The 17,179-nt window shown below is 66.9% G+C and carries 24 protein-coding genes; all 24 read right to left on the bottom strand.

The window, feature by feature from the left end; translation table 11 throughout:
• Position 1: 1 nt before the first annotated feature.
• Positions 2-370: a 50S ribosomal protein L14 gene (gene rplN, locus ACPEEZ_RS02150; protein WP_056057371.1), complete on the bottom strand. Its 369-nt coding sequence runs from the start codon at positions 368-370 to the stop codon at positions 2-4.
• A 32-nt stretch (positions 371-402) separates the two neighbouring features.
• Positions 403-696 (bottom strand): 30S ribosomal protein S17, encoded by a 294-nt coding sequence (gene rpsQ / locus ACPEEZ_RS02145; protein ID WP_423922133.1) that lies wholly within the window; start codon positions 694-696, stop codon positions 403-405.
• Complete coding sequence (rpmC, locus tag ACPEEZ_RS02140) at positions 696-1,034, bottom strand: 50S ribosomal protein L29 (protein ID WP_423922130.1); 339 nt, start codon at positions 1,032-1,034, stop codon at positions 696-698. The genes rpsQ and rpmC overlap by 1 nt, the downstream gene beginning before the upstream one ends.
• Positions 1,034-1,453 (bottom strand): 50S ribosomal protein L16, encoded by a 420-nt coding sequence (gene rplP / locus ACPEEZ_RS02135; protein ID WP_423922127.1) that lies wholly within the window; start codon positions 1,451-1,453, stop codon positions 1,034-1,036. Before rplP ends, rpmC begins: the two co-directional genes overlap by 1 nt.
• Before the next feature lie 2 nt (positions 1,454-1,455).
• Positions 1,456-2,241, bottom strand: coding sequence for a 30S ribosomal protein S3 (rpsC, locus tag ACPEEZ_RS02130; protein WP_423922124.1), 786 nt, complete (start codon positions 2,239-2,241; stop codon positions 1,456-1,458).
• Positions 2,241-2,633, bottom strand: a complete 393-nt coding sequence (rplV, locus tag ACPEEZ_RS02125) for a 50S ribosomal protein L22 (RefSeq protein ID WP_423922122.1) — start codon at positions 2,631-2,633, stop codon at positions 2,241-2,243. The genes rpsC and rplV overlap by 1 nt, the downstream gene beginning before the upstream one ends.
• Positions 2,634-2,657: 24 nt before the next feature.
• Positions 2,658-2,939 carry a 30S ribosomal protein S19 gene (gene rpsS, locus ACPEEZ_RS02120; protein ID WP_043593360.1) on the bottom strand — a complete coding sequence of 94 codons (282 nt, stop codon included), beginning with the start codon at positions 2,937-2,939 and terminating at the stop codon, positions 2,658-2,660.
• Between the two features lie 12 nt (positions 2,940-2,951).
• On the bottom strand, positions 2,952-3,791 hold the full coding sequence (rplB, locus tag ACPEEZ_RS02115; RefSeq protein WP_146853345.1) for a 50S ribosomal protein L2: 840 nt from the start codon (positions 3,789-3,791) through the stop codon (positions 2,952-2,954).
• A gap of 18 nt (positions 3,792-3,809) precedes the next feature.
• Positions 3,810-4,109 (bottom strand): 50S ribosomal protein L23, encoded by a 300-nt coding sequence (rplW, locus tag ACPEEZ_RS02110; RefSeq protein WP_123547687.1) that lies wholly within the window; start codon positions 4,107-4,109, stop codon positions 3,810-3,812.
• The gene (gene rplD, locus ACPEEZ_RS02105) at positions 4,106-4,768 is read right to left on the bottom strand and encodes a 50S ribosomal protein L4 (protein WP_423922117.1); all 663 of its coding nucleotides are present in this window, start codon (positions 4,766-4,768) and stop codon (positions 4,106-4,108) included. The genes rplW and rplD overlap by 4 nt, the downstream gene beginning before the upstream one ends.
• Before the next feature lie 3 nt (positions 4,769-4,771).
• Positions 4,772-5,428 (bottom strand): 50S ribosomal protein L3, encoded by a 657-nt coding sequence (gene rplC / locus ACPEEZ_RS02100; RefSeq protein WP_423922114.1) that lies wholly within the window; start codon positions 5,426-5,428, stop codon positions 4,772-4,774.
• A gap of 10 nt (positions 5,429-5,438) precedes the next feature.
• Positions 5,439-5,747, bottom strand: a complete 309-nt coding sequence (gene rpsJ, locus ACPEEZ_RS02095; RefSeq protein ID WP_043593369.1) for a 30S ribosomal protein S10 — start codon at positions 5,745-5,747, stop codon at positions 5,439-5,441.
• Between the two features lie 404 nt (positions 5,748-6,151).
• Complete coding sequence (locus tag ACPEEZ_RS02090) at positions 6,152-6,931, bottom strand: DarT ssDNA thymidine ADP-ribosyltransferase family protein (RefSeq protein WP_423922110.1); 780 nt, start codon at positions 6,929-6,931, stop codon at positions 6,152-6,154.
• A gap of 115 nt (positions 6,932-7,046) precedes the next feature.
• The gene (locus ACPEEZ_RS02085; protein WP_423922107.1) at positions 7,047-8,021 is read right to left on the bottom strand and encodes a DNA topoisomerase IB; all 975 of its coding nucleotides are present in this window, start codon (positions 8,019-8,021) and stop codon (positions 7,047-7,049) included.
• 98 nt (positions 8,022-8,119) lie between these two features.
• Positions 8,120-8,332: an antitoxin gene (locus ACPEEZ_RS02080; RefSeq protein WP_423922104.1), complete on the bottom strand. Its 213-nt coding sequence runs from the start codon at positions 8,330-8,332 to the stop codon at positions 8,120-8,122.
• A gap of 157 nt (positions 8,333-8,489) precedes the next feature.
• On the bottom strand, positions 8,490-9,683 hold the full coding sequence (tuf, locus tag ACPEEZ_RS02075) for an elongation factor Tu (protein ID WP_423922102.1): 1,194 nt from the start codon (positions 9,681-9,683) through the stop codon (positions 8,490-8,492).
• A gap of 125 nt (positions 9,684-9,808) precedes the next feature.
• Entirely contained in the window at positions 9,809-11,923 is a 2,115-nt protein-coding gene (gene fusA, locus ACPEEZ_RS02070; RefSeq protein ID WP_423922099.1) for an elongation factor G, read from the bottom strand.
• 89 nt (positions 11,924-12,012) lie between these two features.
• Positions 12,013-12,483 carry a 30S ribosomal protein S7 gene (rpsG, locus tag ACPEEZ_RS02065; RefSeq protein WP_423922096.1) on the bottom strand — a complete coding sequence of 157 codons (471 nt, stop codon included), beginning with the start codon at positions 12,481-12,483 and terminating at the stop codon, positions 12,013-12,015.
• Positions 12,483-12,857: a 30S ribosomal protein S12 gene (gene rpsL / locus ACPEEZ_RS02060; RefSeq protein ID WP_056043579.1), complete on the bottom strand. Its 375-nt coding sequence runs from the start codon at positions 12,855-12,857 to the stop codon at positions 12,483-12,485. Before rpsL ends, rpsG begins: the two co-directional genes overlap by 1 nt.
• Positions 12,858-13,250: 393 nt before the next feature.
• Positions 13,251-13,832, bottom strand: a complete 582-nt coding sequence (locus ACPEEZ_RS02055) for a DUF6121 family protein (protein ID WP_423922092.1) — start codon at positions 13,830-13,832, stop codon at positions 13,251-13,253.
• Positions 13,833-13,990: 158 nt separating this feature from the next.
• Positions 13,991-14,452 carry a CBU_0592 family membrane protein gene (locus ACPEEZ_RS02050; protein WP_423922089.1) on the bottom strand — a complete coding sequence of 154 codons (462 nt, stop codon included), beginning with the start codon at positions 14,450-14,452 and terminating at the stop codon, positions 13,991-13,993.
• A gap of 193 nt (positions 14,453-14,645) precedes the next feature.
• On the bottom strand, positions 14,646-15,434 hold the full coding sequence (locus tag ACPEEZ_RS02045; RefSeq protein WP_423922087.1) for a hypothetical protein: 789 nt from the start codon (positions 15,432-15,434) through the stop codon (positions 14,646-14,648).
• Positions 15,435-15,437: 3 nt separating this feature from the next.
• A complete protein-coding gene (locus ACPEEZ_RS02040) occupies positions 15,438-16,100 on the bottom strand; it encodes a hypothetical protein (protein WP_423922085.1) in 663 nt (220 codons plus the stop codon).
• Complete coding sequence (gene pilM, locus ACPEEZ_RS02035; RefSeq protein WP_423922083.1) at positions 16,100-17,149, bottom strand: type IV pilus assembly protein PilM; 1,050 nt, start codon at positions 17,147-17,149, stop codon at positions 16,100-16,102. The genes ACPEEZ_RS02040 and pilM overlap by 1 nt, the downstream gene beginning before the upstream one ends.
• Positions 17,150-17,179: the final 30 nt, after the last annotated feature.

Here is a 17,179-nt window from a genome sequence, read left to right as displayed (position 1 = left end):
CTTAGATAACCTCCGGCGCCAGCGAGATGATCTTCATGAACTTCTTGTCACGAAGTTCGCGGCCGACCGGCCCGAAGATGCGGGTACCACGGGGGTCTCCGTCGGCCTTCAGGATCACGGCGGCGTTCTCGTCGAACTTGATGTAAGAGCCGTCCGGACGACGGACCTCTTTCTTGGTGCGGACGATGACAGCCTTGACGACGTCACCCTTCTTCACGTTTCCGCCGGGGATGGCGTCCTTCACCGTGGCGACGATCACGTCACCGAGACCGGCGTAACGACGGCCGGAGCCACCGAGCACGCGGATGGTGAGGATCTCTTTCGCACCGGTGTTGTCGGCGACCTTGAGGCGGGATTCCTGCTGAATCACTGTTGTCTCCTTCTAAGCAGACCGCGAACGGTCTACTTCGCCTTCTCGAGGATCTCGACCAGGCGCCAGCGCTTGGAAGCGCTGAGCGGACGGGTCTCGCTGATCACGACGAGGTCGCCGATGCCGGCCGTGTTGGCCTCGTCGTGCGCCTTCACCTTGGAGGTACGGCGGATGACCTTGCCGTACAGGGGGTGCTTCACGCGGTCCTCGACCTCGACGACGATGGTCTTCTCCATCTTGTCGCTGGTCACGTAGCCGCGACGGGTCTTGCGGTAACCGCGGACCTCGACGGCCGAGTCGACCTCGGTCTTGTTCTCGGTAGCCATTACTTGCTCTCCTCGGCGGTCTCGGCGGTCTCGGCGGCAGGCGCCTCGTCGGCCGGCTTGGCAGCCTTCTTGGTCGACTTCTTGGCAGCCTTGGGGGCCGCCTCGACCGGGGCGGGGGTGGCACGGATGCCGAGCTCGCGCTCACGCAGGACCGTGTAGATGCGAGCGATGTCGCGCTTGACGGCGCGAACGCGGCCGTGGCTCTCGAGCTGGCCGGTGGCCGACTGGAAGCGCAGGTTGAACAGCTCTTCCTTGGCCTTCTTCAGCTCGTCGACGAGACGCTCGTCTTCGAATGTGTCGAGCTCGGTGGGACGGAGCTCCTTGGAACCGATCGCCATTATGCGTCGCCCTCCTCGCGCTTGATGATGCGTGCCTTGAGGGGCAGCTTGTGGATGGCGCGAGTCAGAGCCTCGCGCGCGATGTCTTCGCTCACGCCGCTGAGCTCGAAGAGCACGCGACCCGGCTTGACGTTGGCGACCCACCACTCGGGCGAACCCTTACCGGAACCCATGCGGGTCTCGGCGGGCTTCTTCGTGAGGGGACGGTCGGGGTAGATGTTGATCCAGACCTTTCCGCCACGCTTGATGTGACGCGTCATGGCGATACGAGCGGACTCGATCTGACGGTTGGTCACGTAAGCGGGCGTGATGGCCTGGATACCGTATTCACCAAAGCTGACCTTGGTGCCACCAGTGGCCTGGCCGCTACGGCCGGGGTGGTGCTGCTTGCGGTGCTTGACACGACGGGGAATCAACATGGTTATGCCTCAGCTCCTGTGGTGGCGGGCGCCTTCTGCTCGCGGGGCGCACGGTCACGGTCGCCACCGCCGCGACGGGCACCGTCACGGTCGTTGCGGCGCTCCGGGCGCGACGACTTCTGGTTCGCCTGCTCGCGCGCCAACTCTTTGTTGGTGATGTCGCCCTTGTAGATCCAGACCTTCACACCGATGCGGCCGAACGTCGTCTTGGCCTCGTAGAAGCCGTAGTCGATGTTGGCGCGGAGCGTGTGCAGCGGCACACGACCCTCACGGTAGAACTCGGAGCGGCTCATCTCGGCGCCGCCGAGACGACCGGACACCTGGATGCGGACACCCTTGGCGCCGGCACGCTGAGCGCCCTGCAGACCCTTGCGCATCGCACGACGGAACGCCACGCGAGCAGCGAGCTGCTCGGCGATGCCCTGTGCGACGAGCTGAGCCTCGGCCTCGGGGTTCTTGACCTCGAGGATGTTCAGCTGGATCTGCTTGCCCGTGAGCTTCTCGAGGTCGCCGCGGATGCGCTCGGCCTCGGCGCCACGACGACCGATCACGATGCCCGGACGGGCGGTGTGGATGTCGACCCGGACGCGGTCGCGGGTGCGCTCGATCTCGATCTTGGCCACGCCGGCGCGGTCGAGCGAGGTCTTGAGCAGGTTGCGGATCTTCACGTCCTCAGCGACGTAGTCGCTGTAACGCTGGCCCGGCTTCGTGCTGTCGGTGAACCACCGCGACACGTGGTCGGTGGTGATTCCCAGACGGAAGCCGTACGGGTTTACTTTCTGGCCCATTACTTGCTCGCCTTCTTGGTAGCAGCGGCGACCTCGACCTCATCGGGCGTCGCGAGGACGATCGTGATGTGGCTGGTGCGCTTCAGGATCTTGAAGGCGCGACCCTGGGCACGCGGCTGGAACCGCTTGAGGGTGGCGCCCTGGTCGACGAATGCACGGCTCACGTAGAGGTCCTGCTCGTCCAGGTAGCTGTTGTCCTTGTCCGCCTTGACACGCGCGTTGGCCATGGCCGACGCGACGAGCTTGTAGACGGGCTCGCTCGCGCCCTGCGGCGCGAACTTCAGGATGGCCAGGGCCTCGAGGGCCTGCTTGCCGTGGATCAGGTTGACGACGCGGCGGGCCTTCATGGGGGTGACGCGGATGTGACGCACGCGTGCGATCGACTCCACCATTTCTCTCCTCCTTACGTCGCCGCCTTAGCGGCGACGACCCTTCTTGTCGTCCTTCACGTGTCCACGGAAGGTGCGGGTCGGCGCGAACTCGCCGAGCTTGTGGCCGATCATGCTCTCGGTCACGAACACGGGGATGTGCTTGCGCCCGTCGTGCACGGCGATGGTGTGCCCAAGCATGTTGGGGACGATCATCGAACGGCGCGACCAGGTCTTGATGACGTTCTTGGTGCTGGCCTCGTTCTGCGAGACGACCTTGCGAAGCAGGTGGTCGTCAACGAAGGGGCCCTTCTTAAGACTGCGTGGCATCTTCTACAACTCCTACTTACGCTTCTTGCCAGCGTTACGACGGCGGACGATGAGCTTGTCACTCTCTTTGTTGGGGTGACGCGTGCGGCCCTCTTTCTGGCCCCACGGGCTGACCGGGTGGCGACCACCGGAGGTCTTGCCCTCACCACCACCGTGCGGGTGGTCGACGGGGTTCATCGCGACACCACGGACGGTCGGGCGGACGCCCTTCCAGCGCATACGGCCGGCCTTGCCCCAGTTGATGTTCGACTGCTCGGCGTTGCCGACCTCGCCGATCGTGGCGCGGCAGCGGGCGTCGACGTTGCGGACCTCGCCCGACGGCAGACGGAGCTGCGCGTAAGGGCCGTCCTTGGCGACCAGACGAACCGACGCACCGGCCGAACGGGCCATCTTCGCGCCTCCACCGGGCTTGAGCTCGATGGCGTGGATGACGGTACCGACGGGGATGTTCTTGAGCGGCAGGTTGTTGCCGGGCTTGATGTCGGCTCCGGGACCGGACTCGACGATGTCGCCCTGCGACAGCTTGTTCGGCGCGATGATGTAGCGCTTGGTGCCGTCGACGAAGTGCAGGAGCGCGATGCGCGCCGTGCGGTTGGGGTCGTACTCGATGTGAGCGACCTTGGCGTTGACGCCGTCCTTGTCGTTGCGACGGAAGTCGATCACGCGGTACTGGCGCTTGTGGCCACCACCGATGTGACGCGTCGTGATACGGCCGGCGTTGTTGCGACCACCCGACTTCGACAGCGGACGGAGCAGCGACTTCTCGGGCGTCGATCGGGTGATCTCGGCGAAGTCGGCGACCGACGAACCGCGGCGACCCGGGGTCGTGGGCTTGTAATTACGAATAGCCATGTTTTATCCCTCTGCTCCCTAGCCGACAGCCGTGAAGATGTCGATGGAACCGGACTTGAGCGTCACGATGGCGCGCTTGGTGTCCTTGCGCTTGCCGGTGCCGAAGCGGGTGCGACGGGTCTTGCCGACACGGTTCAGCGTGTTGATGCTGTCGACCTTGACGTCGAAGATCTTCTCGATGGCGAGCTTGATCTCGGTCTTGTTCGAACGCGGGTCGACGATGAAGGTGTACTTGCCCTGATCGATCAGGGAGTAGCTCTTCTCGGAGACGACGGGCGCGATGATGACGTCGCGGGGGTCCTTGCCGTAGCCGCTCATGCGGTGGCCTCCTTCTTGGTCTTCGAGGCGACGAAGCCGTCGAAGGCGCTCTTCGTGAAGACGATGTCGTCGCTGACGAGCACGTCGTAGGCGTTGAGCTGGTCGAACGTGATCACGTGGACGGTGGACACGTTGCGGACGCTCTTCTTGGTCAGCTCGTCGTCGCGGTCGATGACGACCAGGACGTGCTTGCTCGACGCGATGGTCGAGAGCAGTTCGAGCGCGACCTTCGTGGAGATGGCGTCGGCGACGAAACCCTCGACGACGTGGACGCGGGCACCGCGAGCACGGTCGGACAGGGCACCGAGCAGAGCGGCGGCGATCATCTTCTTGGGGGTGCGCTGCGCGTAGTCGCGGGGCACCGGCCCGTGGACGATGCCACCACCGGTCATCTGGGGGGCGCGGATCGAACCCTGACGGGCACGACCGGTTCCCTTCTGCTTGAACGGCTTGCGGCCGGCACCGGAGACCTCACCACGACGCTTGGTCTTGTGGGTTCCCTGACGGGCGGCAGCCTGCTGAGCGACGACGACCTGGTGGATCAGCGGGACGTTGGTAACGACGTCGAACAGCTCGACGGGCAGCTCGACCGTGGAGGTCTTCGTGCCCTTCGCGTCGAGGACGTCGACCGAGGTGGCCGATGCGGTAGTGGTGGCCATGAGCTACTTCCCCTTCACGGCGGTACGGACGAAAACGATGCGGCCACGAGCACCGGGGACGGCGCCCTTGACGAGCAGCAGACCCTTCTCGGCGTCGACGGCGTGCACCGTGAGGTTGAGGATGGTGACTCGCTCGCCACCCATGCGACCGGCCATGCGCATGCCCTTGAAGACACGGCTGGGGGTCGACGAGGCGCCGATCGAACCAGGCTTGCGGTGGTTGCGGTGCGCACCGTGCGATGCGCTGACGCCCTTGAAGTTGTGACGCTTCATGACACCGGCGAAGCCCTTGCCCTTGGAGGTGCCGACGACGTCGACCTTCTGGCCGGCCTCGAACGTGTCGACCGTCAGCTCCTGACCGAGTGCGTACTCGGCGGCGTCTGCGGTGCGGACCTCGGTGAGGTGGCGACGGGGCGTGACACCCGCGGCGTCGAAGTGACCCAGAGCGGGCTTGTTCGCCTTGCGGGGGTCGATGGCGCCGGCGGCGATCTGGACGGCCGCGTAGCCGTCCTTGTCGAGCGAGCGGATCTGGGTCACGACGTTCGGAGCGATCTCGACGACGGTGACGGGGATGAGCTTGTTGTTCTCGTCCCAGACCTGGGTCATGCCGAGCTTCTTGCCGAGCAGGCCCTTGACGTTCTTCGTGGTGCTGACAGTCATGGTGGCCCCCTTACAGCTTGATCTCGATGTTGACGTCGGCCGGGAGGTCGAGACGCATGAGCGAGTCGACGGCCTTGGGCGTCGGGTCGACGATGTCGATCAGACGCTTGTGCGTGCGCTTCTCGAAGTGCTCGCGCGAGTCCTTGTACTTGTGGGGCGAACGGATCACGACGACCACGTTCTTCTCCGTCGGCAGCGGCACGGGGCCGACCACGGTAGCGCCCGCGCGGGTGACCGTGTCGACGATCTTGCGCGCGGAGGTGTCGATGACCTCGTGGTCGTACGACTTAAGTCGGATGCGGATCTTCTGTCCCGCCATGTGTGACTCTCTCTCATTCGGACGTCGCGCACCTCGGGGGCCGCCTGACGCTGTTTGCTGGGCAAACATCTGGCACTACGTGTCTCTCGCGTACCGCTGTTTTTGTGTCAATCACCTCACGCCTGATCCAGGCCGCTCGGAAGACCCGGGGAGGGCCATCGTCACGCCGATGCCGCCGGGATGCTTCGCATCACTCGACCGCGCAGATGCCTGAGGGCAGACCTGCGGCTGCATCGTGAAACCAGTTGTGAGATGTGTCCTGCTACCCGCGGCCTAGGCGTCTCACGCCTATGCACTGCCTGGCAGTGATCCGAACTGTGCACGAAGCACAGTCGAAGTGTTGAACTAGACGATTTTGTCACAGCCCTGCATTTGCTGCAACCCGGGCGTGTCGCAATCGAGGATCAGGCCTCGTCCTCGATCTCGGTGGGGCGGAACCACGGCGGGTAGACGGCCACCCGAGGCGCCACTCCCCCGACCTCGACGAGCAGCTGCTTGACGCGATCGCGCATCTTGTCGTTCGGCACACCGATCAGCGTCACCGTGTCGAGGCCGACCGCGCCGGGCACGAGGACCTCGGGCTCGAGCAGGTCGGCGTCCACGATCGACACGCGTCGGAGCAACGGGGTCGCCTCGGCGGCACCCGTCGCGAAACGCGCGCCGTCGACGGTGGCCTCACGATCGGTGACGACGACCTCGTCGCCGAGCGCGGTGGTCGGCACGACGAACACGACGAAGTCGGTCGCCCGCGCCTTGCGGGCGGCGTCCGACCACGCGGCACCGGTCGCGCCGGTGCGGACGTCGTCCCACTTGCTCGAGTGCGGCGACAGCGCGAACGCGACGTGCGCCGCCACGGCCGTCCCGGAGGCGGTGGTCGCCTCCGCGCGGGCGTCACGCGTCGCAACCGAGCTGACGTCGAACGCCGGCACGACACCGGCGCGCAGGGCCCCGCCCTCGAGGATCGACTCCAGGTTGTCGATGTGGGTCCAGTGGTGCGCCCGTAGGGCGGAGAAGACGGGGCCGGTGGGGATCACCGGCGTCGAGGACGAGCTCGAGGGGGTGCTGCGAAGCGACTCGGGGCGGCGGGTCGACGGACGACGCGGCGACGTCGCCGTGCGCGGCGATCGAACGGCCGTCGCCTTGTCGGCGACCAGCGCCTCCGGACGTTGACGGGGCGCGCACATGTCGCATAACGCTCGCTCGAACCCGTGGATGCACTCGTCGGTCACTGCAGTTTGTCCTCTCGGCGGTCCGACACGATCGGACGCAACCCTCTACGGTACGTCATGAGCGCGACCGTCAGCGGAACAGCAGTGCCCTGACCTCGCTCTCGGCGGCCCCGAGACGTTCGGGGTCGATGGTCTCGCCGTGCTCGTAGGCGTCGACGAGGCGGGGGTCGACGTAGCTCGAGCGCGCGATGCTCGGGGTGTTGCCGAGCACCTCCGAGGCGTCGCGCATGGCCTGGGAGACCGCCCGCCGACGCTTCGAGTCGGTGTCGCGCGCGCCCGTCTTCGCGAGACTCACGGCCGCGGCGACCGTCCCGTGCAGCGTGCGGAAGTCCTTGGCGGTGAAGTCGTCACCCGCCCGCTCCTTGACGTACTCGTTGATCTCCGCCGCCCGCAGCGGGTGCCACGGCTCCCCCGCGGCCTCGCGCCAGGCCAACAGGCGCGCACGTCCGCCGCGTCGCTTGAGACCGCGGATGACGGCGGACAGGTCGATGTCCTTGATCTCGGACTGCCACGCCTGGTGGCTCTTGCCCGGGAACGCGAGCTTCACCACGTCGTCCGACACCGTCGCATGGGCGCAGAGCAGCGTGGACAGCCCGTGGCTGCCGTGGTCGGCCGCGTAGCGCTCCGAGCCGACCCGGAGCGATCCCGTGTCGAGCATGCGGAACGCAGCCGCCAGTGCGCGATCTCGCGTCGGCTCGTCCTGGCGGAGGTCCATCGTGACGAAGCGACGCGCCGTCGGCAGCGACTCGGCGAGGGCCAGCGCGCGATCGAACTTGATCCGGTCCTTCTGCTCGCGCCAGGTGGGGTGGTAGATGTACTGGCGGCGGCCGGCCCCGTCGACGCCTGTGGCCTGGATGTGGCCGTTGGGGTAGGGCGCTATCCAGACGTCCGTCCACGCGGGCGGGATCGCCAGGTGCTCGATCCGCTCGCGGAGCTCGTGATCGGTGACCGTGACGCCGTCCGCATCCTGGTAGCTGAAACCGGCCCCGCGCTTGACCCGGGTGAGTCCGGGGCGTGTCGAATCGGTGCGGCGCAGGCGTGGCATCCGTCGAGTGAACACGTCACAGCCTCAAGGAGGCTCGGGCCGGGGTACACGACGGCCCCGGTCACGATCGTGACCGGGGCCCCCGTCGAGGCGACGGGCTATTCGTTGCCGACGTGCTTGTCGGCCTGCGCCTTCGCGTCGTTGATCTTGTCGGTGTACTTGCCGCCGGTGGCCTTGTCGGCCGCGCCGGCGACGGCGTCGAGGATCTTGTCGCTCACGCCTTCGGCCTTCTCGCTCTTGAGGGCGTCCTGCACTTTGCCGTCCTTCAAGAACTCCTGAGCCTTCTTGGTGATGTCGTCGAAGCCTGCCATGGGGTCCTCCCTCGGTTCGCCGGAACATCCGGACTCCTCCATGGTGCCCACACCGCGCCTCCGGCACCAGGGAAGAGCCTCCGAAAAACGTCATGCGCACAGAAAAGGGGGCCGAGCCCGAAGGCTCGACCCCCTCTTCGGAGATCAGTAACCGAAGTTACTTGATGATCTTGGTGACGGTACCGGCACCGACCGTGCGGCCACCCTCGCGGATGGCGAAACGCAGGCCCTCTTCCATGGCGATGGGCTGGATCAGCTGAACGGTGATCTCAGTCGTGTCGCCGGGCATGACCATCTCGGTGCCCTCGGGCAGCGTGATGACACCCGTGACGTCGGTGGTACGGAAGTAGAACTGCGGACGGTAGTTCGCGTAGAACGGGTTGTGACGGCCGCCCTCATCCTTCGACAGGATGTAGACGTTCGCCTCGAACTCGGTGTGCGGCGTGATCGAGCCGGGCTTGACCACGACCTGGCCACGCTCGACGTCCTCGCGCTTGGTACCACGGAGCAGCAGGCCGACGTTCTCACCGGCGCGTGCGTCTTCGAGGGTCTTGCGGAACATCTCGATCGCGGTGACGGTCGTCTTGGACGACTTCTCCTTGATGCCGACGATCTCGACCTCGTCGTTCGGCTTCAGGATGCCTCGCTCGACACGACCGGTGATGACGGTTCCACGACCGGTGATCGTGAAGACGTCCTCGACGGGCATGAGGAAGGGCTGGTCGGTGGCGCGAACGGGCTCGGGCACGTTCTCGTCGACCTGGTCCATGAGGTCGGCAACCGTGGCAGCCCACTTCTCGTCGCCCTCGAGGGCCTTGAGAGCGGAGACCTGCACGACGGGAGCGTTGTCGCCGTCGAAGTCCTGGCTCGAGAGGAGCTCGCGGACCTCGATCTCGACGAGCTCGAGGATCTCCTCGTCGTCGACCATGTCGGACTTGTTCAGAGCCACGACGATGTAGGGCACGCCGACCTGACGGGCGAGCAGCACGTGCTCACGCGTCTGGGGCATCGGACCGTCGGTGGCGGCGACGACGAGGATCGCGCCGTCCATCTGAGCCGCACCGGTGATCATGTTCTTGATGTAGTCGGCGTGGCCCGGAGCGTCGACGTGAGCGTAGTGACGCTTCTCCGTCTGGTACTCGACGTGCGAGATGTTGATCGTGATACCACGCTGCTTCTCTTCAGGAGCGTTGTCGATCTGGTCGAACGCCGAGGCCTCGTTGAGGTCCGGGTACTTGTCGTGCAGAACCTTGGTGATCGCCGCGGTCAGCGTGGTCTTGCCGTGGTCGACGTGACCGATGGTTCCGATGTTGACGTGCGGCTTGGTCCGCTCGAACTTGGCCTTAGCCACTGTGGGTCCTCCTCAGGACTCGGTTGCAGTGCGGCCGGGGGCCGGGTCGATGACCCGGCCTACCGGACACTGCGGATTGGTGTGTGTACATGTTACGCGGTCGAGGCTCGGCCGCGTGGTTCGGACTATTCGCCCTTGTTCTTCTGGATGATCTCCTCGGCCACGGCCGAGGGCACCTCTTGATACGACTCGAACGTCATCGAGTAGACGGCACGACCCGAGGTCTTCGACCGCAGGTCACCGACGTAACCGAACATCTCCGACAGCGGCACGCTGGCCCGAACGACCTTCACACCACTGGCGTCTTCCATCGACGAGATCTGCCCGCGTCGCGAGCTGAGGTCGCCGATGACGTCGCCCATGTATTCCTCGGGCGTACGGACCTCGACCGCCATGAGCGGCTCGAGGAGAACAGGCTGGGCCTTGCGAGCCGCCTCCTTGTAGGCGATCGATCCAGCGATCTTGAACGCCATCTCGGACGAGTCGACGTCGTGCGCCGCACCGTCGAGAAGCAGCGCGCGGACGCCCACCGTCGGGTAACCGGCGAGGACACCGACCTGCATGGCGTCCTGGATACCGGCGTCGACCGACGGGATGTACTCGCGCGGGATGCGACCACCCGTGACCTTGTTGACGAATTCGTACGTCTGCTCGGCCGTGACCTCGAAGGGCTCCAGAGCGATCTGCACCTTTGCGAACTGGCCCGAGCCACCCGTCTGCTTCTTGTGGGTGTAGTCGTAGCGCTCGATGCCCTTCTTGAGCGTCTCGCGGTACGCCACCTGGGGCTTGCCGACGTTGGCCTCGACGTTGAACTCGCGCTTCATGCGGTCGACGAGGATGTCGAGGTGGAGCTCGCCCATGCCCTTGATGACCGTCTGGCCCGTCTCGGCGTTGAGCTCGACGCGGAACGTCGGGTCCTCTTCGGCGAGCTTCTGGATGGCCAGCGAGAGCTTCTCCTGGTCGGCCTTCGTCTTGGGCTCGATGGCGACCTCGATGACGGGCTCCGGGAAGGTCATCGACTCGAGGACGACCTGCTCGGCCGGGTCGCACAGGGTGTCACCGGTCGTCGTGAACTTGAGACCGATCACCGCGTAGATGTGGCCGGCGGTGACGCTGTCGACCGGGTTCTCCTTGTTGGAGTGCATCTGGAAGATCTTGCCGATGCGCTCCTTCTTGTCCTTGGTCGAGTTGACGACCTGGGCACCGGACTCGATCGAGCCCGAGTACACGCGGACATAGGTGAGGCGACCGAAGAAGGGGTGCACCGCGACCTTGAACGCCAGGGCCGAGAACGGCTCCGTCGACTCGGGCTTGCGGATGATGACCTTCTCGGCGTCGCGGACGTCGTGGCCCTCCATGGGAGGCACGTCGAGCGGCGACGGGAGGTAGTCGATGACCGCGTCGAGCATCGGCTGGACACCGCGGTTCTTGAAGGCGGAGCCACAGAAGATCGGGTACAGCTCGGAGTTGACCGTCATCTTGCGGACGGCGCCCTTGATCTCGGCGATGGTCAGCTCTTCGCCGCCGAAGTACTTCTCGAGCAGCGTGTCGTCCGACTCGGCGACCGTCTCGAGGAGCTTGGCGCGGTACTCCGCGGCCTTCTCCTTGAGGTCGTCCGGGATCTCCTCGATCGTGTACTTGGCACCCAGCTCGACGTCACCCTTGGCGTCGCCGCGCCACGTCAGCGCGCGCATCTCGACCAGGTCGACGACGCCCTCGAAGGACGACTCCGCACCGATCGGGAGCTGCATGACGAGGGGCTTCGCACCGAGACGGTTGATGATCGTGTCGACGGTGAAGTAGAAGTCCGCGCCGAGCTTGTCCATCTTGTTGACGAAGCAGATGCGGGGGACGTCGTACTTGTCGGCCTGACGCCAGACGGTCTCGGACTGGGGCTCGACGCCCTCCTTGCCGTCGAACACGGCGACGGCGCCGTCGAGGACGCGGAGCGAACGCTCCACCTCGACGGTGAAGTCGACGTGACCGGGCGTGTCGATGATGTTGATCTGGTTCTTGTTCCAGAAGCAGGTCGTCGCAGCCGAGGTGATGGTGATGCCGCGCTCTTGCTCCTGCGCCATCCAGTCCATCGTGGCCGCACCGTCGTGGACCTCGCCGATCTTGTGGGTGATACCCGTGTAGTACAAGATGCGCTCGGTGGTGGTCGTCTTGCCAGCATCGATGTGAGCCATGATGCCGATGTTGCGGACCTTGTTCAGGTCGGTGAGCACGTCCTGTGCCACGGGTTCCTCCGAAGGGGTAGTGGGGAGAGTGTGGGGAGTTCAGGAGGCGCGGTGTGCGTGTGCGCTCACCGCGCCTCCTTCGCTGCGTGTTACCAGCGGTAGTGCGCGAAGGCCTTGTTCGACTCGGCCATCTTGTGCGTGTCCTCGCGACGCTTGACAGCGGCGCCCAGACCGTTCGACGCGTCGAGGATCTCGTTCATGAGACGCTCGGTCATCGTCTTCTCGCGACGTGCCTTGGCGTACGTGGTCAGCCAGCGCAGCGCGAGCGTGTTGGCACGGTGCGGCTTGACCTCGACGGGGACCTGGTAGGTCGAACCACCGACGCGGCGCGAACGGACCTCGAGGGTCGGACGCACGTTGTCGAGGGCCTTCTTCAGGGTGACGACGGCATCCTGCTGGTTCTTGGCGGTCACGCCGGCGAGTGCACCGTAGACGATGCGCTCGGCGAGACCCTTCTTGCCGTCGAGCAGGATCTTGTTGACGAGCTGGGAGACGATCGGCGCGCCGTAGACGGGGTCTGCGACGACAGGGCGCTTGGGCGCGGGTCCTTTACGAGGCATTACTTCTTCTCTGCTTTCGCGCCGTAGCGGCTACGAGCCTGCTTGCGGTTCTTGACGGCCTGGGTGTCGAGGGCGCCGCGGACGATCTTGTAGCGGACACCGGGGAGGTCTTTCACACGACCGCCGCGGACGAGCACCATCGAGTGCTCCTGCAGGTTGTGGCCCTCACCGGGGATGTAGGCCGTGACCTCGGTACCGTTCGAGAGCTTCACACGAGCGACCTTGCGGAGTGCCGAGTTGGGCTTCTTGGGGGTGGTGGTGTACACACGCGTGCACACGCCACGCTGCTGGGGGTTGGCCTTCAGGGCGGGGGCCTTGGTCTTGACGACCTTCGGCGTGCGTCCCTTTCGGACCAGCTGCTGAATAGTTGGCACTGGTTCTCCTCGTTCGGTGTTGCTCTGCTCTGTCTGGCGGATTCGCCAGCATCCTCGTCTCACGCCCACGCCATGTGACGCCTTGCGGCGTCATGTGTGGCGGGGGTTTCGACCCCGGTGCAGAATGACTTCGCCCGGGAATCGGTTCGGCATTGTCGGCCCGACGGCCGAGACTGCCTCGAGAGACGGTCTGTCCGCTGCGAAGACGAGACGAGCCGTGAGGCCCGACCCGCGAATCTGCGGATTTTTTGCGCGCGCGACTGGTCGCACACCCGAACGAGCATAGCTTCGGGCGGGGGGTTAATCAAATGATCCCGACCGTCGTCGGCGCGCCTCCGACACGCTGTGGGCGAACGGGGGCAGACGGGTCCGCAACGGTGGCCCGCAGGCCGGCTAGCCGGGGTGGACCCGGGGCGGGCCGGGGGCGACGCGGCCGAGGGCGAGCACGCCCGCGACCACGAGACCCGCCCAGACCGCCGCTCCGATCACGAAGACGGAGACGGCGTAGTGGGCGGCGAAGAGCAGCACGGCCACGGCCTCGTGCCGCTGGAGGCCGTACCAGACGGAGCCGACCAGCAGCATGGCGACGTAGACGACGGCGGCCGTCGTCACCGCGGGGACGAGGAGGCTCGGTGCGGTGCCGCGGGCGCCTCGCGCCTCCTGCGCTCCGGCTGGTTCGTCGCGGCCGACGCCGTCCGCGGTGATGCCGTCGTCGTCGACGGCCGGCTGCGCGGGGAACGTGCCCTGCAGGCGGGGCGCGCCGCGCTCGGCGGCGTCCGACAGGGCCGCGGCACGGAACAGCGCGAGCAGCACGGCGAGGGCGGCGACCGCGACCATCGCCGGGCCGAGCAGGGGGCCGGCGTCGCGCTCGTCGATGACGTCCTGGTCGAGCAGCAGGCTCGCGAAGGCGGCCGTCGTGATGACGAGGGCCACGAAGAGCACGGCGCCCATGACGGCATAGACGGCACGGGACATGCAGGCCAGGGTACGCCGGGTCGGCGGGCCTGCGGGCTGGTCGGCGGCGGGCGGTGGTGCGGCGGGGCCGTCGTGTCGTGTTCGCGGCGTCGTGTCGTGTTCGTACGGCACACGATGCCGCGAACGCGACACGACGAGCCGCTTGCGGGCGGCCGGGGTCAGGCGTCGGCGCGCTCGGGCTCCGCCTGTTCGGCATGCTCGGCCTGCTCGGCCTGCTCGGCGGCGTGGGCGACGGCGGCGAGGGTGACCACGGCCAGGGCGGCGGTGATGACGGGGACCGACTCGACCAGGGGCACAGGGCTGGTGGTGGGGGCGGGCTGGGCGGCGACCCGCGCCTCCTCGGCGATGCGGGCCGCCTCGGCGGCGCGTTCGACGCGGACGGCGGCGTGACGCTTGCGGTACATGCGGACGAGCACGGTCGCGGCGATGAGCGCCCAGATCGTGTTGACGATCATCGAGGGGTACGCGCCGTGGTGGCTGACGTTGATCGAGACGGCGACTCCGCCGATCAGATTCGTCCACTGATAGAGGGGACCGTTGGCGATCTTGCCCAGTGAGAACAGGGCATAGCCGGCCAGGATGACGATCGCGCCGACCCAGCCAAGAACCTCGAAGACCACGCTTGTCTCTCCCTCGGATCGCGCAGCGGACGATCGATCATAAGGGGGCGGAGGAGGGGTGCGCGCTCCCCCCGTTCGGGTGCACCGCGGCGGGGTCTCGCCCGGGGCGCGGCCGGATGCACGAGAGGGCAGAAAGCGCGGGTCGACGTCGTGCCGACCCGCGCTTCCTGCCCTCTCGCGGGGTGCTCTCGACCTACCGGCCGGCGGCCGTGTCGGTCGAGTCGCTGCCCTCGGCGCCCGAGGCGGGTGTCGTGGGCGTGGCGTCGGCGGCCTGGTCGGCCTTCGTCGCGGCGGCGTTCTGCAGCACGAAGACGAGGCCGCCGATGGTCCAGGTCTGGCCGGTGGCCGTGGAGCCCGTGTCGTCCGTCTGCGAGGATTCTTCGGCACTCGTGATCGTCGTGACGAGGAAGAGCCGGGACCCCTTCTGCAACCGGTCGACGAAGTCGAGGGCCTGCGAGTACGAGCCCTGGATGTCGACCGTGATGGCGATCGACGAGAAGTTCGCGGCGGTGATCGTCGGGTCGGTGACGGCGGTCGGTGCCGTGGGAGTCGCTGCCGTCGGGGCGGCCGTGGGCTCCGACGTGGACCCGCTCGCGGGCTCGCCGGCGGTCGGGGCCGGTGTCTCGACTGCCGGGGCCGCATAGGCGACCGCATCGGCCGACGTGAATCCGGTGACCGTCGTGCGCGATGCGACGGCCAGGTCGTTCAGCTCGCGGATCAGATCGGGCAGGGCGGCGCCGCTGGGCACCGACGTGGACTTCGATGCCAGCTCGGTCTTGAGCTGTGCGAGGTTCTCGTTATCGGTCTTCAGTTTGGACAGGGTGGCCACAAGCGTCGCGTTCTGCTGGTCGACGCTGTCTTGTTGGGCCGAGGACGCCGCGGCAGCCGTGAGCTGCGGCTGGACGCCGAGCAGGAAGCCGAGAGCGAGTACGGCGACACCCGTGAGCACGGCCGCGATCATCTTGAAACGTGTGCGGTCCATGGCTCATTTGCCCTTCGTGAGGCTGTAGCGGTTGGAGAACGCCTTCTCGTTGATGTGCATGGTGACGTCCGCCTTGTAGACGCCCTCCTCCAACGAGACGGAGCCCGGGGCCGCGTCGACGTAACCGGGCAACGTCGTGAGCCCGTCGAGCCAGTCGGGAACGGACGGCAGCGTGACACTCTCCGCCGTGAACGTGACGGTGGCGACGCGCGCGCCCTGGAGCGGCGCGGTGGGCTGCTGGTAGGCCAGCAGCGGCGACATCTGATCGATCGTGATGGTCACGACGACGACCCCGTTCGGTAGGGTCGCCTGGATCTTGCCGAGGAAGTCGGGCCACGCGATCTCGCTCGCGCCCCCGACGGCCTGTGCGGCGGAGATGAGGTCGACCTCGTTCTGAGTGTTCCTGACCTCCTGGTACTTGCCCTGCTCGAGCAGCAGCGACTGCGTCTCGCCCTGGGCGGTGTTGAGGTCGCTCTTCGCCTGGACCGCGTGCAGCGACGCCGCACCGATCGCGATCGCGACCGCAGCGGCGACGGCCACGACACCCATCCACATCCGCCGGACAGTGACGCCGGCGCGGCGCTCGGCCCGCACCTCCGGAGGCAGCAGGTCGACGCGAGGTGCCCCGCCGACGGCGAGAACGGCGTCCTTGTTCGAGCCGCGCATCAGGCGGCGCTCCCGAGGGCCAGGCCGAGGGCCGTGGTGACGTCGGTCGCCCGGCTGCGCAACGCGGCCTCGTCGATCGACTTCGCCAGGGCGACGGTCGAGAACGGGTCGGCGACGACGACGGGGAGGCGCGTGACCTCGGCCAGCGCGTCGGGCAGACCGATCAACGACGCTCCCCCGCCGGTGAGGATGATCTGCGACACCGTCTCGGTGGGGCGCGTGTTGACGAAGTACTGCACCGTGTTGCGGAACGACCCGAGCAGGTCGTTGACCGACTCGAAGATCGCGGCCGACGCGTTCTGCTCGGCCGGCGACGTGATGACCGTGCTGAGCCCGCGCTGGCGCTTGATCGAGACGGCCTCGTCGACACCGACCCCGACCTTCGCCATGACGGCCTGCGTGATGTCGTCCCCGCCCGACGGGATGATGCGGACGAATTGCGGCGCACCGTTCGTCACGATGATGACCGAGGAGGTGCTGTGTCCGATCTCGATGAGGGCGACGGTGCCCTGCAGCTGGGGTCGGTTGACGAGCAGCCGGGTGTTGGCGAACGGGATGAGGTCGACGCCCATGGTCGACAGGCCCGCGAGCTTGCTGGCCCGGACGTTGCCGAGCACGGCATCTTTGACCGCGGCGATCAGCAAACCGTTGACGACGGGGCCGTTCTCGCCCTCGGACTCCGAGTAGGGGTAGAAGTCGAGCAGGGCGTCGCCGACCGGGACGGGCAGCATCTCCTGCACCTGGAAGGGCAGGAGCTCGCGGATGCGCTCCTTGGATGCCTTCTGCACCGTCAGGTCACGTGCGAGCACGCGCTGGTTGCCCATGCCGAGCACCACTCGCTTGCTCTTGAAACCGCCGGAGGACCAGAGCTGGCGGAGGCTGCTCGCGACCGTCTGTGGTTCGAGCACCTCCCCGCGACTCGCGGCGCCCTCGGCGAGAGGCACCTCGTAGAAACGCAGCAGCGTCGGCCGCGCCTTGTCGACGTCAGCGACCTCGACAGCGCGGAGCGATCGGCTGCCGATGTCGACGCCCACGATGGACTTGCTCATCGGTTCATCTCTTTTCTGCGTGAGGTCGGG

The organism is Frigoribacterium sp. 2-23 (assembly GCF_049601585.1).
In the GTDB taxonomy this organism is placed as follows: Bacteria; Actinomycetota; Actinomycetes; order Actinomycetales; family Microbacteriaceae; genus Frigoribacterium.
This window is presented reverse-complemented; position numbering and strand designations above follow the sequence as displayed.

Coding starts and splice junctions, on each gene's coding strand:
- rpsQ (WP_423922133.1), bottom strand. CDS start 696: ATGGCTACCGAGAACAAGACCGAGGTCGACTCGGCCGTCGAGGTCCGC.
- rpmC (WP_423922130.1), bottom strand. CDS start 1,034: ATGGCGATCGGTTCCAAGGAGCTCCGTCCCACCGAGCTCGACACATTC.
- rplP (WP_423922127.1), bottom strand. CDS start 1,453: ATGTTGATTCCCCGTCGTGTCAAGCACCGCAAGCAGCACCACCCCGGC.
- rpsC (WP_423922124.1), bottom strand. CDS start 2,241: ATGGGCCAGAAAGTAAACCCGTACGGCTTCCGTCTGGGAATCACCACC.
- rplV (WP_423922122.1), bottom strand. CDS start 2,633: ATGGTGGAGTCGATCGCACGCGTGCGTCACATCCGCGTCACCCCCATG.
- rpsS (WP_043593360.1), bottom strand. CDS start 2,939: ATGCCACGCAGTCTTAAGAAGGGCCCCTTCGTTGACGACCACCTGCTT.
- rplB (WP_146853345.1), bottom strand. CDS start 3,791: ATGGCTATTCGTAATTACAAGCCCACGACCCCGGGTCGCCGCGGTTCG.
- rplW (WP_123547687.1), bottom strand. CDS start 4,109: ATGAGCGGCTACGGCAAGGACCCCCGCGACGTCATCATCGCGCCCGTC.
- rplD (WP_423922117.1), bottom strand. CDS start 4,768: ATGGCCACCACTACCGCATCGGCCACCTCGGTCGACGTCCTCGACGCG.
- rplC (WP_423922114.1), bottom strand. CDS start 5,428: ATGACTGTCAGCACCACGAAGAACGTCAAGGGCCTGCTCGGCAAGAAG.
- rpsJ (WP_043593369.1), bottom strand. CDS start 5,747: ATGGCGGGACAGAAGATCCGCATCCGACTTAAGTCGTACGACCACGAG.
- ACPEEZ_RS02090 (WP_423922110.1), bottom strand. CDS start 6,931: ATGTGCGCGCCCCGTCAACGTCCGGAGGCGCTGGTCGCCGACAAGGCG.
- ACPEEZ_RS02085 (WP_423922107.1), bottom strand. CDS start 8,021: ATGCCACGCCTGCGCCGCACCGATTCGACACGCCCCGGACTCACCCGG.
- ACPEEZ_RS02080 (WP_423922104.1), bottom strand. CDS start 8,332: ATGGCAGGCTTCGACGACATCACCAAGAAGGCTCAGGAGTTCTTGAAG.
- rpsG (WP_423922096.1), bottom strand. CDS start 12,483: ATGCCTCGTAAAGGACCCGCGCCCAAGCGCCCTGTCGTCGCAGACCCC.
- ACPEEZ_RS02055 (WP_423922092.1), bottom strand. CDS start 13,832: ATGTCCCGTGCCGTCTATGCCGTCATGGGCGCCGTGCTCTTCGTGGCC.
- ACPEEZ_RS02045 (WP_423922087.1), bottom strand. CDS start 15,434: ATGGACCGCACACGTTTCAAGATGATCGCGGCCGTGCTCACGGGTGTC.
- ACPEEZ_RS02040 (WP_423922085.1), bottom strand. CDS start 16,100: ATGCGCGGCTCGAACAAGGACGCCGTTCTCGCCGTCGGCGGGGCACCT.
- pilM (WP_423922083.1), bottom strand. CDS start 17,149: ATGAGCAAGTCCATCGTGGGCGTCGACATCGGCAGCCGATCGCTCCGC.